Annotated in this window: 13 protein-coding genes; 2 read left to right on the top strand and 11 right to left on the bottom strand. The window is 52.5% G+C overall.

What is annotated here, in order from left to right; genetic code table 11:
• Positions 1-46: 46 nt before the first annotated feature.
• The gene (gene ybiO / locus M495_RS06870; RefSeq protein WP_020825912.1) at positions 47-2,260 is read left to right on the top strand and encodes a mechanosensitive channel protein; all 2,214 of its coding nucleotides are present in this window, start codon (positions 47-49) and stop codon (positions 2,258-2,260) included.
• A gap of 3 nt (positions 2,261-2,263) precedes the next feature.
• Here the strand turns inward: ybiO and M495_RS06865 are convergent, their stop codons facing one another.
• The 9 genes from M495_RS06865 to M495_RS06825 form a co-directional block, all read right to left on the bottom strand.
• On the bottom strand, positions 2,264-3,274 hold the full coding sequence (locus tag M495_RS06865; protein ID WP_020825911.1) for an alpha/beta hydrolase family protein: 1,011 nt from the start codon (positions 3,272-3,274) through the stop codon (positions 2,264-2,266).
• Positions 3,271-3,900, bottom strand: coding sequence for a GNAT family N-acetyltransferase (locus M495_RS06860; protein WP_020825910.1), 630 nt, complete (start codon positions 3,898-3,900; stop codon positions 3,271-3,273). The genes M495_RS06865 and M495_RS06860 overlap by 4 nt, the downstream gene beginning before the upstream one ends.
• 15 nt (positions 3,901-3,915) lie before the next feature.
• The gene (locus M495_RS06855; protein ID WP_020825909.1) at positions 3,916-4,482 is read right to left on the bottom strand and encodes a TetR/AcrR family transcriptional regulator; all 567 of its coding nucleotides are present in this window, start codon (positions 4,480-4,482) and stop codon (positions 3,916-3,918) included.
• A gap of 225 nt (positions 4,483-4,707) precedes the next feature.
• Complete coding sequence (locus tag M495_RS06850; protein WP_051150503.1) at positions 4,708-5,250, bottom strand: fimbrial protein; 543 nt, start codon at positions 5,248-5,250, stop codon at positions 4,708-4,710.
• 112 nt (positions 5,251-5,362) lie between these two features.
• Complete coding sequence (locus M495_RS06845; protein ID WP_158499685.1) at positions 5,363-5,905, bottom strand: fimbrial protein; 543 nt, start codon at positions 5,903-5,905, stop codon at positions 5,363-5,365.
• Positions 5,906-6,074: 169 nt separating this feature from the next.
• Positions 6,075-6,815 (bottom strand): fimbria/pilus periplasmic chaperone, encoded by a 741-nt coding sequence (locus M495_RS06840; protein ID WP_144079331.1) that lies wholly within the window; start codon positions 6,813-6,815, stop codon positions 6,075-6,077.
• Between the two features lie 42 nt (positions 6,816-6,857).
• Positions 6,858-9,380, bottom strand: a complete 2,523-nt coding sequence (locus tag M495_RS06835) for an outer membrane usher protein (protein WP_041414338.1) — start codon at positions 9,378-9,380, stop codon at positions 6,858-6,860.
• A 126-nt stretch (positions 9,381-9,506) separates the two neighbouring features.
• Positions 9,507-10,043 (bottom strand): fimbrial protein, encoded by a 537-nt coding sequence (locus M495_RS06830; RefSeq protein ID WP_020825904.1) that lies wholly within the window; start codon positions 10,041-10,043, stop codon positions 9,507-9,509.
• A gap of 74 nt (positions 10,044-10,117) precedes the next feature.
• Complete coding sequence (locus M495_RS06825) at positions 10,118-10,651, bottom strand: fimbrial protein (protein WP_020825903.1); 534 nt, start codon at positions 10,649-10,651, stop codon at positions 10,118-10,120.
• 667 nt (positions 10,652-11,318) lie between these two features.
• Here M495_RS06825 and M495_RS24875 point away from each other — a divergent pair.
• Positions 11,319-11,600, top strand: coding sequence for a FaeA/PapI family transcriptional regulator (locus tag M495_RS24875; protein ID WP_071844571.1), 282 nt, complete (start codon positions 11,319-11,321; stop codon positions 11,598-11,600).
• 69 nt (positions 11,601-11,669) lie between these two features.
• On the opposite strand, the gene M495_RS06820 is transcribed toward M495_RS24875, so the two are convergent.
• Both M495_RS06820 and rlmF read right to left on the bottom strand, forming a co-directional pair.
• The gene (locus tag M495_RS06820; RefSeq protein WP_020825902.1) at positions 11,670-12,974 is read right to left on the bottom strand and encodes a methyl-accepting chemotaxis protein; all 1,305 of its coding nucleotides are present in this window, start codon (positions 12,972-12,974) and stop codon (positions 11,670-11,672) included.
• Positions 12,975-13,279: 305 nt separating this feature from the next.
• Positions 13,280-14,245, bottom strand: coding sequence for a 23S rRNA (adenine(1618)-N(6))-methyltransferase RlmF (gene rlmF, locus M495_RS06815; protein ID WP_020825901.1), 966 nt, complete (start codon positions 14,243-14,245; stop codon positions 13,280-13,282).
• Positions 14,246-14,318: the final 73 nt, after the last annotated feature.

Here is a 14,318-nt window from a genome sequence, read left to right as displayed (position 1 = left end):
CATTTGTAATTAATCCGCCGATTTACAGAGCCCCAAGAGAGGATACATGCCCGCAACCGCATACTCCCGATTCGGTTCTCATCTGCGAGAACAGCTGTTTCCCCTGTTGCTGCTGCTGATCACTTATGCAGTTTCTCCACTGGCAACGGCGCAGCCCGCACAGGATCCCGCGCCCAGTGGCCAAACCGAGCAGCAAAAAGTCTCCTACGCGGCGCTCGCAGATATTCTGCAAGACGACAAAACCCGTGCCGAACTGATTAACCATCTGAGACAGGCGGCGGGTCAACCAGCCGCAGCGCAGCCCAAGTCAGCAACGCCCGAGCCATCAGACTCGCTAAGCGAAAGCCTGACCAGTTTGGCGCAAGACAGCCTTAGCACCCTCGACAAGAAGTTAAACTCGAGGCAAAAACTGATCGACTCTGGGCCAAAACGCACTTTCCATCCGGACGTTTTCTTTCGGGCTTTGAGTTATTTTCTGCTGACGGTTGCGCTGACCTTTGCCCTCTTCCATCTGATCCGCCGGATAATCCGCCCGCTATACAAACGCATCGGCAACTGGGGGCACAACGCCAAACTTCAGCATGATTCGTGGTACAAACTGCCAACGGCGATCCTCGGCGCCTTCGCTATCGATTTGCTGGTGTTGTTGCTGGCACTGACTGCGGGTAACCTGTTTGCCCGTCATGTCCACGCCGACAACGCCACCATATTGCGGCTGCAAACCCTGTTTCTTAGCGCCTTCGCGGTGATCGAATTCTTCAAGGCGGTGCTGCGGCTGATTTTTGCACCCAATTTCGATTACCTGCGTCCTTTTGCGTTCTCCGATGCCGTCGCCCATTACTGGAATACGCGCCTTGCCTGGCTTAGTGGCCTGATCGGCTACGGCCTGATGGTGGTGGTGCCGGTAGTGGCGACACAGATCAGTTACCCCGCAGCCGCCGCAGCCAATCTGGTCATCATGCTGGCACTGACGCTATACGCACTGGCGTTGATCCTGCGTAACCGCAAGCCGATACAGCTCCAGATTAACCTGTTGGCCGAACGATCGATGGCGTTCTTCAGCATCATTCTGCGCGGTTTGGGCCATGTCTGGCACCTGCTGGCGATCGCTTATTTCCTGGTGCTGTTTGTCCTGTCGCAATTTGATATTGGCAACAGCCTGAACTTTATGATGACCGCAACGATAAAAAGCCTGGTGGTTATCGGCGTCGGGGCGTTGATCTCCGGCCAACTGACCCGCTGGATTTTCCGCCGTATTTCGCTGCCGGATGATGTCAACCGACGCTATCCGATGCTGGAACGTCGTATTAATTCCTATATTCCCAATGGGTTGAAAATATTGCGGGTGATGGTGGTACTGACGGTCACGCTGCTGCTGTTTGACGCCTGGCATCTGATCAACCTTTACCAGTGGGCAAGCAGCGAAAACGGGGAAAAAATCGTCGGCGGTCTGGTTCATATCCTGCTGATCCTGGTGATTGCGGTTATCAGCTGGACGCTGATGGCCAGCGTTATCGAACATCGACTGGCGCTGGAGTTGAGCAACGGCATCCGTCCCAGCGCGCGCGAACGCACGCTGCTGACGCTGTTTCGTAACGTGCTGGCCATCGTTATCAGCACCATTACCATTATGATTGTGCTGTCGCAGGTGGGGATAAATATTGCCCCGCTGCTGGCCGGGGCCGGGGCGTTGGGGCTGGCCATCAGTTTTGGCGCGCAAACGCTGGTAAAGGACGTGATCACCGGCGTATTCATCCAGTTTGAGAACGGCATGAATACCGGCGAGTACGTCACCGTCAGCGGCATTACCGGTACGGTTGAGCGCATGACCATCCGGTCGATTGGCCTGCGGGACGATTACGGCGTGTATCATATCGTCCCCTTTTCTTCGATCACGACGCTGGCGAATTACGCCCGTGAATTTGGCGTGTACCGCGCCAACTACAGCGTTAGCCGTGACGAAGATATCGATCATGTCCATGAGGTACTGCATCAGGCCGTCGCCGCGTTGAAACAAGACGATCAGGTGAAGCAATTTTTGGTGGGCGAACCGGTATTCAACGGCGTAGTGGCGCTGGGCGATCGCTCCTTCACCACCCGGGTGACCGTGCGTACCCAGGCGTTAAAGCAGTGGGTGGTGCAGTATGCCCTCGACCGTCTGGTCAAAATACACTTTGATCAAGCCGGTATCGCCATGCCGCAACAGGCCATTCAACTTTCTTATGCGCCGGACAATGGTGAACCACCCGCAGCCCAATAACGATTATTGCCCATGGCTACAAGGCTGAGCGCCAAGGAAGGCCGCAATGTCTTGCAGATAGGCTTCGTCCTGCACGGAGCGAGGAGCGAACAGGCCAATCACATTTATCAGTAGTGGGTGGCGTGTAAACAGCGGTTTTAACATCATATGATCGGCATCTTCAATACGGGTTACCGTCAACAGATCCACAGGAATATTGTGTCTGTAAATACGCTCGGTTTCATCGACGTCGACATTAAGATCGCGCCCACCGACGATCAGATGCACCGGCGTTTTGAAGCTGCGTAACCCCTCCGTCGCGTCGCTGATCATATTGGCGCGAATAAACTGCCAGCGATCGACGCTGATTGTCGCTGAATCACCAAACTCTTTACGGTACTGTGTATAGCCGTCAGGCTGACGGAGCAGTGACAACAAACGCTGGTCCTGCCGCTCACGAGCCTTAATCTGCGCTTGCGTTTTTCCCGCAGCCATCATTTCCGCCCGGGTGTTATAGTCCCCTTGACGAAGCCAGTTAATCGCCGGCGCCACTGCCAACGTGAAGGCGATATCCGGCCGTTGAGCGGCAACACTCGGCATGACCCATCCCGCCTGGCTGGCCCCCCACAACCCGATGCATTGCGAATCAAAACGTCCGTCTTTTCTTGCCCAGTCGATAATATCGACCGTTTCCTTAGCCCGGTCGCTCATGGTTTGATGCAGCCAGTTGCCGGAGGAGCCGCCAACCCCCGCTTTGTCGAAGGCCAAAACGGCGTATCCTTGTTCAGCCAGGGTTTCCCAGAGGCTGTAGTAACCTTCATCCCGGTCTGCATTGGCCGGGCCGTCACCATGAATAAGCACAATGACGCCCGGTTTATCCACGGTTTCTTTCGGCAATACCAACGTGCCAGTAAGCCGATTGCCGCCCGCATTCAACGCAATAGGTTCGGCGACAAATTGATAATCGTTGGCGTAGATGATCCACCCCAGCATCATCAGGATCAGGGCCAACAAGCAAACCGCTGTTTTTTTCATCGCTTATCCCCGATAGGTTTTTCCAAGAACAACCAATGGGGCTGGCGGAACAGCAACCACAGCAAGAGATATTTCCTGACGGCCTTGCGCCTGAAACCGCACTGCTGATACAGCCGCAAAGCACCGACATTTTGCTGGCTTACATGCAGACGCAGCCATAGGTTCGGTCGGTAGGTCACGGCGTAGCGCGTTATCCATTCCAGTAATTTTTTCCCCAAGCCCCTGCCACGCTGTTTTTCATCCACCGCCAGATAAGAAAGATACAGTTCATCGGACGCAGGCTGATGTTGCAGCAGCGCAATTTGCAGATACATACGCCAGAAATTCAGCACGCCATAGCAGCGGCACAAACGCATTACCGGTAGCGCCCGTTCCCGCAAAATCACATTTCCCAACTGGCTGACAGATTTCAACCCGAATGCGGCCACCACCTGGCCTGCATGCCTAACGACAAAACTGTGCTCCTGGCTATCGCTCTGTTTCCAGACCCACAACCGGTAAAATAGCCGCCATTGCTGACGTTCGCTTAAGCCGCATGGGCGTTGAAATTTGTCGCTAAAGGCGGAAAAGATCAGTGCAGCGGTTTGCAAACGACAAGATTCACGATATGGCTCTACCTCAAACATCCCCGACCTCCGCTATTACCGGCCAAAGATCAACTGCTCCAGCAGTTGGTTTGGCGGTACCCTTGTCGGTTCCCGGGACGGGAAAATCGTCTGCCGCCAGGCTTGGCTTTCAACAACATCCAGGATTAATTGAGCAAGTTCGTGAGGGTTTAACGACGCTTCGATGTCGCCACTTTGCTGGGCTAGTACCACAGCTTGCTTTAACGCCGCCACCAGTTGTTGCTGATTGACGCTGAATTTCTCAGCCAGTACTGGATTTCGCGCGACTTCAGCCACTATTTCCGCCGACAGTTGTACATTGCCCGGGGACGAGACGAAATCATAATAGGCGCTGATAAAATCGGATAACGCCTGCTTAGGTCGCTCATGCTCAGCGAGCAACGGGGTAGCAAAATCGGCAAAAACCCGATGCTCCAAAAACGCAATTTCGTCGATCAGCGCTTCCTTACCGGCAAAGTGGTTGTAAAGGTTTCCCACGCTGACCCCAGCCGCAAGCGCAATATCCCGCATACTGGTCTGGTGGAACCCTTTGTGAGTAAAGCTATGCAACGCAGCTTCAACGATTTTGTCGCGATTACCCATTAATACTGCCCCGGTATAAGGAGGCGGCTGTCGCCGCCGAATAAAATGAACGAACGTTCATTCATATTCTAGCCTGGCCTAACGGATGTCAAGCCGATGTACTTAAACGGAAGGTCAACAATTCAGGGAGTGACAGAACGGCAAAAACGCCAACCCTGTTTGCCAGGGTCGGCGTGCGGGGCATCAGTGCGGTACCGCAATAGGATGTTCTAAATAAGCTGAATGCTATTCGTATTCCAGATTAAAGGTTGCCGACGCGCTAAAAGAACCGCGACCAATACTTTTCGTCGCGATCGCGGCTTGCTCCGCTTTGACATATGCCTTAAGCGTAATCACATTATTACCCGCCAGTATCGGGTACTTCTTGGTCTCGTGGGATAAAAGCACCGGGACGCCTTCATCCGTCTCAATACCGATCCCCACGCCAGAGGCCATACTCCCCGAATCCAGGGCCAATAAGCCTGGCAGTTTTGGGTTCTCGGTACCGCTGAACGACATCCTCACCGTATTACCCAGGCTAAGGTCACAGTCACTGAGACGTAACTCAAATTGTTGACCATGGGTACGTCCGTTCAGATACAGATATTTATCGATTACCGTTCCAAAATCCAACTGAATGTCGGCGTCCGCAGGTAATATCACGCAAGGTTCAGCTACCAGAGTGCCGTGCAACTTCAAATTGTCAGCGGCCTGTATCGGTAGGCTGAACATCAGCGACAGTCCCCATAATCCCCCTTTCCCTAGACCACAAAATCGCGCTCGTTTCATGTTCATCCCCTCTTTGCCGGCACGTCACCCTTTAGGTGGTCAAAGTCCCCGATGCTCCAGCCAGTACTCGATATCAATAACAGACAGGCATTAAAAACACGTAAATCTCGCATCAGTCGTAGTTCAGTTTAAAGTTGATCTGCGACCAAAAGGCCCCAGCACTCAGGGCAGCACGGGTTCGCTCCAGCATGATCTGATAGACCAGTTGGTCCTGGCCCGGCGTCAGCAGCAAGGGCGTTCCGCGCTGCCCTAAAACCACTTCCCGACCGGTACTGTCCAGCAGTCGCAGCCCTACCCCTTCAGCGCCGCTGACCTGCACCAGTTGGGGATTATCGTCGTCCGCCGGTGCCACAAAGTACACCGTCGCCGAGGGTTGCTCGGCGCTCCATTTTCGCGTCGCTGTTCGTTCATCTACATTGCGAGACCCACTAGACAGACAGTCCAACAGTTTGAACGTTACCGTCACCGGCGTACCACGTGCGCCAATATGCTGGAATCGACCGGTTCCTACCTCACCCAGCGAAATATCCTGCCACGCTGACGTCATATCTAACCGGCAGGCACTCTCCGTCAATGCACCGCGGACATGCAGGACGCCGACATTACCGTCGTTACCCCACTGTTTTTCCGCGTCGGCGGCGGTAGCGGCGGGCAAAAGAACACTGCTCTGCCCACCAGCCAGCACCAAAATCAGGGCGCAACCGCATCTCCGTCTCCACGCAGGGCGCTGCCGCTTACAAAAGCTATCCTGATACGTTTGCAGTATCCTTTTATACCATTGCATGTCTTGCTCCTTGACCCGCAGGGTACCTCTGAGTCCATGATTAACCGTTTTTTAGCGACTTAGCCTGGCAGGTACTGCCCGCACAGGTAAACTGGAGCTGTGGTCGCCCGCCATAGTCGTTTATGTAGGTCAGTACCGGGTTGCTACCCAGTGCCTCTGCGTTCAGATTCAACATGCCTTCGCTTTTCGGCGCCAACATCAGCGGTTCAAAACCCTTCAGAGGCAATCCCTTCGGGCTATTGCTGCCGTCTACGATAGTGACGAAGTACGGCGTCGGATTGATCAGTTTGTACTTGTTCCCAACCTTGCTCAGCGTTAATGCTTCCTGAGCCGGTGACGCCGAGGCCGCCGGCTGAATCGCCTGGGGCCGGTAAAACAGTTTGATGCGCGTTTGTAATGCGATTTGCAGCGTGTTCGGTTTCTCACTGCGCGGAGGAATTTCGCGCAAATTAAAATAGAACAGTGATTCGCGATCCTGAGGTAACGTACTCAGCGCCGGCAAGCCCTGTACCTTCACCTGACTCTTGGCGCCGGGCTCGATGCGCTGCACCGGTGGCAACACCGTCAACGGGCTGGTGATTTTGTTGCCCTTTTCATCCTCAATCCATCCCTGTGCCAGATAGGGCAATTGCTTGTTCTCGTTACTGACGTTCAAACTCACTGACTTCTCACTACCGTCAAAAATCACCCGGGTTCGATCCAGCGCAATAGCGGCGTAAGCAGACTGAACTCCCAGTGCGCAACACAAGGTGCTCGCGACAAGGAAGGCGTTCATTTTCATTTTCATTGATTTATTTCCATCTTATTGATTCGTCTGGTTGCATTATTTAGCACTGCCCGGCAGGTGACATGGCAGCAGCAGATTAGTCGTCCCGGTATTCGGCAGCACCGCCGGCAAATCCAGTACGCACTGCAATTTGTCATCCCAGTGAACCGTCATGATCTCACCGGCGTTGATACCGCTGAGGTAAACGCTGCCGTCGTCGCTGACAATTCCAACGTTCTGTTTCTTGCTATTTAGCACCGTAGCACCGAACGCCGGTGTGCTGCCGTCCGCCAGGCGAAGTACTGCCATGGCTTTCTCGCCAGAAACCACGTCAAAGCGTCGGTAGCCGATAGCGCCCTCGGTAAGGGTTGCCTGCACCACCGATTTGCTCGCTTCTGCGTTATCCGGCATGGTATTGAGATCAATGCTCATCTTGTTGCGGTTGTAGCTGCTGACATCCGACACCACCAGCTTGCCCCAGTGGTTACTCAGCGCAGTTGCACCGTAACCACGAACCGGAATTCCGGCCACGCCGTCGGTATCTATCAACACCCGAGTCCCCCCCATTATGCCGGTACGGTGCAGTGCAGCCCCGTTGGCGGTAGCGGTCGCCCCCCCCTGGAAGGTAACCCCAAGTGACGAGTAGCTGCCCGCCTGGTAACTGGCGTTGGCGCTCACCTGGGCCAAATCGCCTTGGTGGTTGAAGTAACCACTGCTGGTGGCACCAGTGTTAGAGCCGCCCGCACTGATCTGGTAGCTGTCGCGTTCATTCAGGCGATCGTAATAACTGGCTTGCTGTGAATTACCATTGCGATCGACGCTGCCGTTATAACTGAGGGTGCCGCTGTTGCCCCAAGGAACTGACAGCGACAGATACATGCCGTCGTCGTTAACGCCGTTATAAGCATTGCGATATCCGGTCAAAGACAGGTTCAGGTTTTTGACACGACCCATATCGAAGTATCGCGACAAGCTCAGGCTGTAACGGTCGTTATCCGACTGATTCCAATAAGTCTGGTGGCTATAGTTCAGGTAGGTGCTAAAACCCAGATCTTGGAATTGCTTATTAAAGGAGACGGTATACATCTCCTTGCTACTTTGTGAGCGGGTACCGTAAGTGCGATAGTCCAGGTATTCGCTCATACTCATATAGTTCTGTTCCGAAAACCGATAGCCAGCAAAGGTCACCTGACTGTTGTACTCATCAAACCGTTTCGAATAACTCAGGCGATAAGAGCGCCCACTCAGCATCTCATTGCTCTGCGGCAAGCTGGCCCGTGACTGAGTGACATCAAATGAGAGCGCACCAAACATCAGTAAATCCCGACCGATACCCGCCGCCAGCGCGTTGTACTCACCACCGGCTACGCCACCGCCATACAGAGACCAGCCGTTATTGATACCCCAGGAAAATTCGCCGGTGGCAAATACCGGGCCATTGGTATTGTGCTGCCAATCGGTTGGTCGCCCCATGGCCACTTTGTAACGCACCTGTCCAGGACGGGTCAGATAGGGAATGCTGGCGGTATCCATCTTGAATTGCTGTACCGTGCCGTCTTGTTCTTCCACACGCACATCCAGTTGACCGGATACGGCATCGTTCAGATCCTGAATTCGAAACGGGCCTGCGGCGACCTGGGTTTCATACAGTACTCGGCCTTGCTGGCTCACCACGACTTTGGCATTAGTGCGAGCAACACCGGTCACTTCGGGTGCGTAACCACGCAGGTTTGGCGGCAACATGTTGTCATCGGTCGTCAGACTGGCGCCGGCAAATCGGAAGCTGTCGAAGATATCGGAGCTAAGGTAGTTTTCTCCCAGCATCAGCCTGGCACCCAGGCGGGAAATGGCTCGGTAAGCGTAGTAGCGACTCCAATCCCAACTTTTGTCGCTAGGCGTACCGGAACCCGTTTGGTGCTGATAGCGACTCTGCCAGTCGGCACGCAAACGCCATGGCCCCAGATTGGCCCCGACAACGCCGTTACCGCTTAGGTTATAACCTTGTGTACCGGCTTTTTCCTGCCGCTGAGTTTGGGCGTTAACGTTGTAGTCAAACAGCAGTCCCGGAATGCCCTCATCCCAGCGTGACGGTGGATCCCAGTTCGCTGCGGTATATTCCAGATACGCCTGCGGGATGCTCACATATAACGCACCGGCGGCAATATCGCCCTTGGTCGTCATGCCTTTCAGGCTACTCACCGTCAGACATTCTCCCTGATGCCACCAGGTCAGCCCGTTTTTAGCACTCGGTTGCAGGCCTAATTGTTCAACCAATTGTGGACTCAGGCACGCTTCGCTGCCCTTGGGATCGTTGTCTGGGGGATAAAACGGAATATCTTGCTCTGGCAGTTCCTGCTTATTGAGATGTACCGCCATACTGTAATTTCCTGGCATAATAAATCCGCCACGGGAAAACTGCCCAAGATCAATATTAGCGCGGTCTTTCACATCCAATACATCAGTGTTGAATTGAATGTCATCGGCCCAAGCGATATTCGTTACGCCGCTGAGCAAAGAAGTGATTAACATTCCCAATAAACGTGGGCGAGAGGGGAACGCCACAAAATGAGATAAGGTCATAATCCATAGGCCTTTTAATTATCCGTTAAGTGTTATCATCATTATTTTTAATAAAACCCTGCCCTCCCGTCTGAACAGGATTGAATGACCGCCACCCCTCTTCATATAAATATCGCCAAGATGTGATCAGTAATAATCCATTTTAAAACGCACGGTGGAGAAGTAATCTCCAGGTTTTAATATCTTTTTATTACTTACCAGCCGCAAAGTGTAATTCAGATACCTATCACCGGGGGTTATTCCGATTGCAGGCATAGGAACGCCGGGAATGGCAATATGGCCGCGCTCATCAGCAATTTGTAACGCAACGCCCTTGGCTTCCCCTTCCAGATTAAAACCACCGGTGTCCGCGACACCATCAAAGGTGATTTGGAAGTTCTGCCAATTAGGCTGTTTGGGATCTAAACGCACTAACGTACAATTCACCAACTTAACCACAAATAAACGCATGCTCCCCACGCCATCACGGCTGATTTGGCTAACAGGCATAGTTGCCATAGTGATAGTTTGATCGCGGCTGGATGTATCGATAGCACAAGCGGTTTCAAGAATAGCGCCCTGCATCGTGACGCGCCCCCATCCCTGCGGAGTAGCAAGACAGACATTACAAGCTGTCAGCCCTGCCACCAGCAATGTCAAAGCGGCTCTTGCTTGTCGTGACATAGGTTCGTTCCAGAAGCAGAGTTTGAGCAAAAAGCATGCGGACAATCCCGCATGCTTACTCTGAAACGACTGACTTACAGGTAAGCCAAGGTGAAATCAGCAATCCCCGTAAAGTCACCCGGTACCACATCAATAGTTGCACCAGCTGCGGTTTTACCATCCCCTTTCAGATAAGCAGAGAAGCTCAGGGTATTTTTCCCATCCTGAATGCCCTGAGCATCCGTTGCTTTACCCAGTTCAATCGCTGCGCCCTTACCATCGGTGATAACGATGCTGGCGCCTTTAGCCGTGCCGGTAATGCCCAAACCGTTCACACCCTTGGCGCCAGTAAAGGTGGTAGTCACTGTCTTGGCGGTACTCAGAGTGCAATTTTCCAGACGGATCTCAAAATTCTTAGGTGAAGAAGAGCCGCCGTCTTTCAGCGCCACGTTGGAAATCTGGCCCAGTTGCACGGTTTGGTCGATGCTGTCCGGGTCGATAGAGCATGGAGCATCAATGATGGAGCCTTTGAAGGTCACTTTGCCGTGACCGGCATCCACAGCGTTAGCGGCAAAAGAAGAAACACCCATTGCCATAACGGCGGCCAGCATAATTTTGTTCAATTTCATTTTTAATCCTTAAAAATAATGCGTTAACGATTTCCAATAATGACCGACATCCTGAGAGCGGGAAGACATAGCCTCAGTTGGCCATTAGTATTTTCAGCACCGAGCTGGACATCATCGTTCTTGCGAAATAGACATCCCTCTGCCAAAAGGCGTACGCGCTCATTCCGTTGAATAGGCGATAAATTTAATTTTTACTGGCGTAATCACATCACTAACAGGCAGTTTACATCGCCTGACCTAGTCCATAATCATATGAAAAACATACAGATAATTAATCTAAAACTCAGAGTTTATTTTAATCTTCTCACTGTTGATACGGAGAAGTATGACAAAACATGTTCATAGTTAAAAATAAAATTTCCAACATGATTTAATTACGCCAGATTTATCCACTCTTGTATTACAAAGAAAGGTTTCACGATCTTTATGCCTAAAAAACCCAGCTTTTCACAAAAAAAAACCAAATGTCAAAGCATGGCGTTATTTTATATCTTAAAATAATATTTTTTCGATATAATGCTGCAATTGTCGTAACACATAGGTCCCACACCAAACCGGGAAAGGCAGTACAAATCCCGTTATGCAAAGCACATCACACACCTATTTTTTTGTGATGAATAATAGGGAGCAGCCAGTTATTCTTTGCTGAAGAGAGGGAAACCAAAGCATGAAATCCAGTGAAACAGAAAAGAAGAAAATAATAAAAAAACAGCTCATGAACTCTTTATCTGAGCTCTGCGCAGTCAAGTGCATCTCACCGGAAACACCGCCGGAGAAATGGCTGAGCACTCGAGAAGTGGCCGATCAATGTCAATTGGGTATTTATCAGGCCCGCTATTTCTTATTACAACTGGCAGAAGAGAATTTAGTGGTAACGACGTCAGGATCTGTGAATAACGCATTAAGATGGCGAATAACGGATCATTCATGTTACCCGGCCAGCGAGTAGCCAATAATAAACCGGCCCCTATTGAAAAGAAGAGACGCTAACCGACACCCAGGTTAGCGCCTATTGGCCTCAGTGGGTTGTTTCCTCCTGCTTGACCGTGGTAAACGTCTGCATCAGTTTGACCACATCCTGCATACCTATATTCACCCGATTAATCACTTCACCGGCATCGTGCGTCAAGGTTACGCCACCGCCAGCCTGTTCCACACAGACCGCCATGCCGGCTATGGCCGCCGCCACTCCCTGCTGAATAGATTTGGTGATACGTTCAATTTCAGTCGCCGCCTGGCGAGACTGTTCCGCCAGAGTACGTACTTCATTAGCGACAACGGCAAATCCGCGCCCATGCTCACCCGCATGCGCTGCCTCAATCGAGGCATTAATCGCCAACAGGTTGGTTTGAGAGGCGATTTTACGGATTGCCTCCACCATAGTGCCTATCTGCTGTGAACCAATGCCCAGCTCACTGACCACCGCGGAAGTATCGCGCGCGGCCGCTTCAACCTGTTGCATGCCTGCGACCGCCTGCTGGACGATCACGGCCCCTTGTGCAGCGGTCCGGTCAGTATCCAGTGATAAATGGTGGGCATTACGCACCATTTCCTCTTCGTGCTGCTGTTGGATCATCTGCCGGGTGATATCTTGAGCAATTTTCACCACTTTGACCACTTGCCCATCATCATCAAGAATCGGGTTGTAGCTGGCCTCCAGCCATACCCGCTCTCCGCGTCGGTTCACCCGTTCAAAACGCCCGGTGATAAACTCGCCGCGTGCGAGACGCCGCCAATGCTGGCGGTAATCGTCAGAATGGGCAAACTCAGGTGGGCAGAGCACCGCATGCGCTTGTCCCCGCGCCTCCTCAATTCGGTAGCCCATCAATTTCAGCATATTGTCGTTGGCGGCAAGGATCTTGCCCTGCGCGTCAAAGGTGATCATTGCCATCGAACGGTTTAGCGCCGACAGCAGGCTCTGATGCTCCTGCGCCTGGGTGATGCGCTCCGTCACAACGCTGGCGATCTTGACGATCTCCACCACCCGCCCCTGTTTATTCATCACCGGGGTATAGGTGCCCTGCAGCCACACGGCCTCTCCGTCTTTGCGAATGCGTTTTATATTATCGGTAATGGGCTTGCCGTTATTTAACATATCCCAGTGTTTGCGATATGCCGGGCTGACGACATATTCCGGGGAACAAAAGAGGCGGTGATGCTGGCCGATAACTTCCTGTCGTTGAAATCCCATCGTTTTTAGAAATAAATCGTTAGCGCGCAGCACGGTGCCATCGGGTTTAAATACGATCATGGCAACGGCATTTTCTATCGCGCTCAACTCGGCACGGCTGTGGGTGTTTAACTGACTGAATCGTAACAGCATAGGGTTAAAATCCTTCTGGCAGATGATTTAGCAGACAAGTGCTTTTCATTTTATTTTTTCTGCACGCCGCGCCCACATGCAGACGTGCATCACCCTGAGAAACAGGCAGGCCTAATTCTCCTGGCAGATAAAACTCACCGGATTAAAATATCAATTAAGTAAGGTAACTATTGTGTTTTGAATAAATAACTTATTTAAGATTTTTAGTATTGGACGACGTATTGAGAATAACGCAACATGCGGAAATTGAAAGGGAAACGCGAAGATTTATAGGTGCCGGTCAAATAACCGGCACCCAGGGGGAGTTAACGCCAGCGTTCTGCCGCCCAGGCAGCCTGCTGTTCCGCGTCGTGGAAGGTCCAGGCTACAAAACGGCTGATCTTTTGCCCCTGCGCCATCTCAATGGTGCGCACTTCGGCGGCACCAGCCAGCTTCAACGCGTGGTAAATCGATGGCAAAGTGGTGTTTTTGGAGATAAGCGAGGTGAACCACAGGCAGTTTTGCGCCTTACTCACGCTTTCCTCTACCATTTTACGCACGAAGGCTTCTTCGCCGCCTTCGCACCACAGCTCGTTATTTTTGCCGCCAAAGTTCTGTACCGGCTTATCCGCCACCTCACCCTTGCCCAGCTTATGCAGTTTGCGGCGGGTACTCGCCTGTGCTTCCTGCTCTGAACCGTGGAACGGTGGGTTACACAACGTGGCGTCGAACTTCTCCGCCACGCCAATGATGCCGTTAAAGATAAACTCAGGCTGTTTTTGCAAACGTAAACGTACGCTGTTTCTCAGTGTCGGGTTCATCTCGACAATCATTTTGGCCGAATTGAGCGACACCGGGTCGATCTCTGAACCGGTAAAGCGCCAGCCGTATTCACGCAGGCCGACGATCGGGTAAATGCAGTTGGCGCCAATGCCTACGTCGAGGATCGCCACGCCTTTACCACGCGGTATCTCACCGCCGTTGCTGGTCGCCAACAAGTCGGCCAGGTGGTGCAAATAGTCGGCGCGTCCTGGGATCGGCGGACACAGATAATCGGCGGGAATATCCCAATGTTCGATACCATAAAAATGTTGCAGCAACGCACGGTTGAGCATTTTAACCGCCGCCGGATCGGCAAAATCTACCGAAATATCGCCCCAGGCATTCGGCTTGACGAACGGCTCCAGCGCAGGGCAGCTGGCGATCAGCGCCGGGAAATCATAGCGCGAGCGATGACGGTTACGCGGGTGCAGGCCGCTTTTCTGCTGCGGGAAGGTTTTCTTTTTTTCCACCGTGACGGGCTCTCTTAAAGGTATTTCTGGCGCGTAAGATACCATAAAGCAGCGGCAAACTTGCAGCCGACGG

Source organism: Serratia liquefaciens ATCC 27592, from assembly GCF_000422085.1.
In the GTDB taxonomy this organism is placed as follows: Bacteria; Pseudomonadota; Gammaproteobacteria; order Enterobacterales; family Enterobacteriaceae; genus Serratia; species Serratia liquefaciens.
The sequence above is the reverse complement of the archived record's forward strand: the minus strand, read 5'-3'. Positions and strand labels throughout refer to the sequence as shown.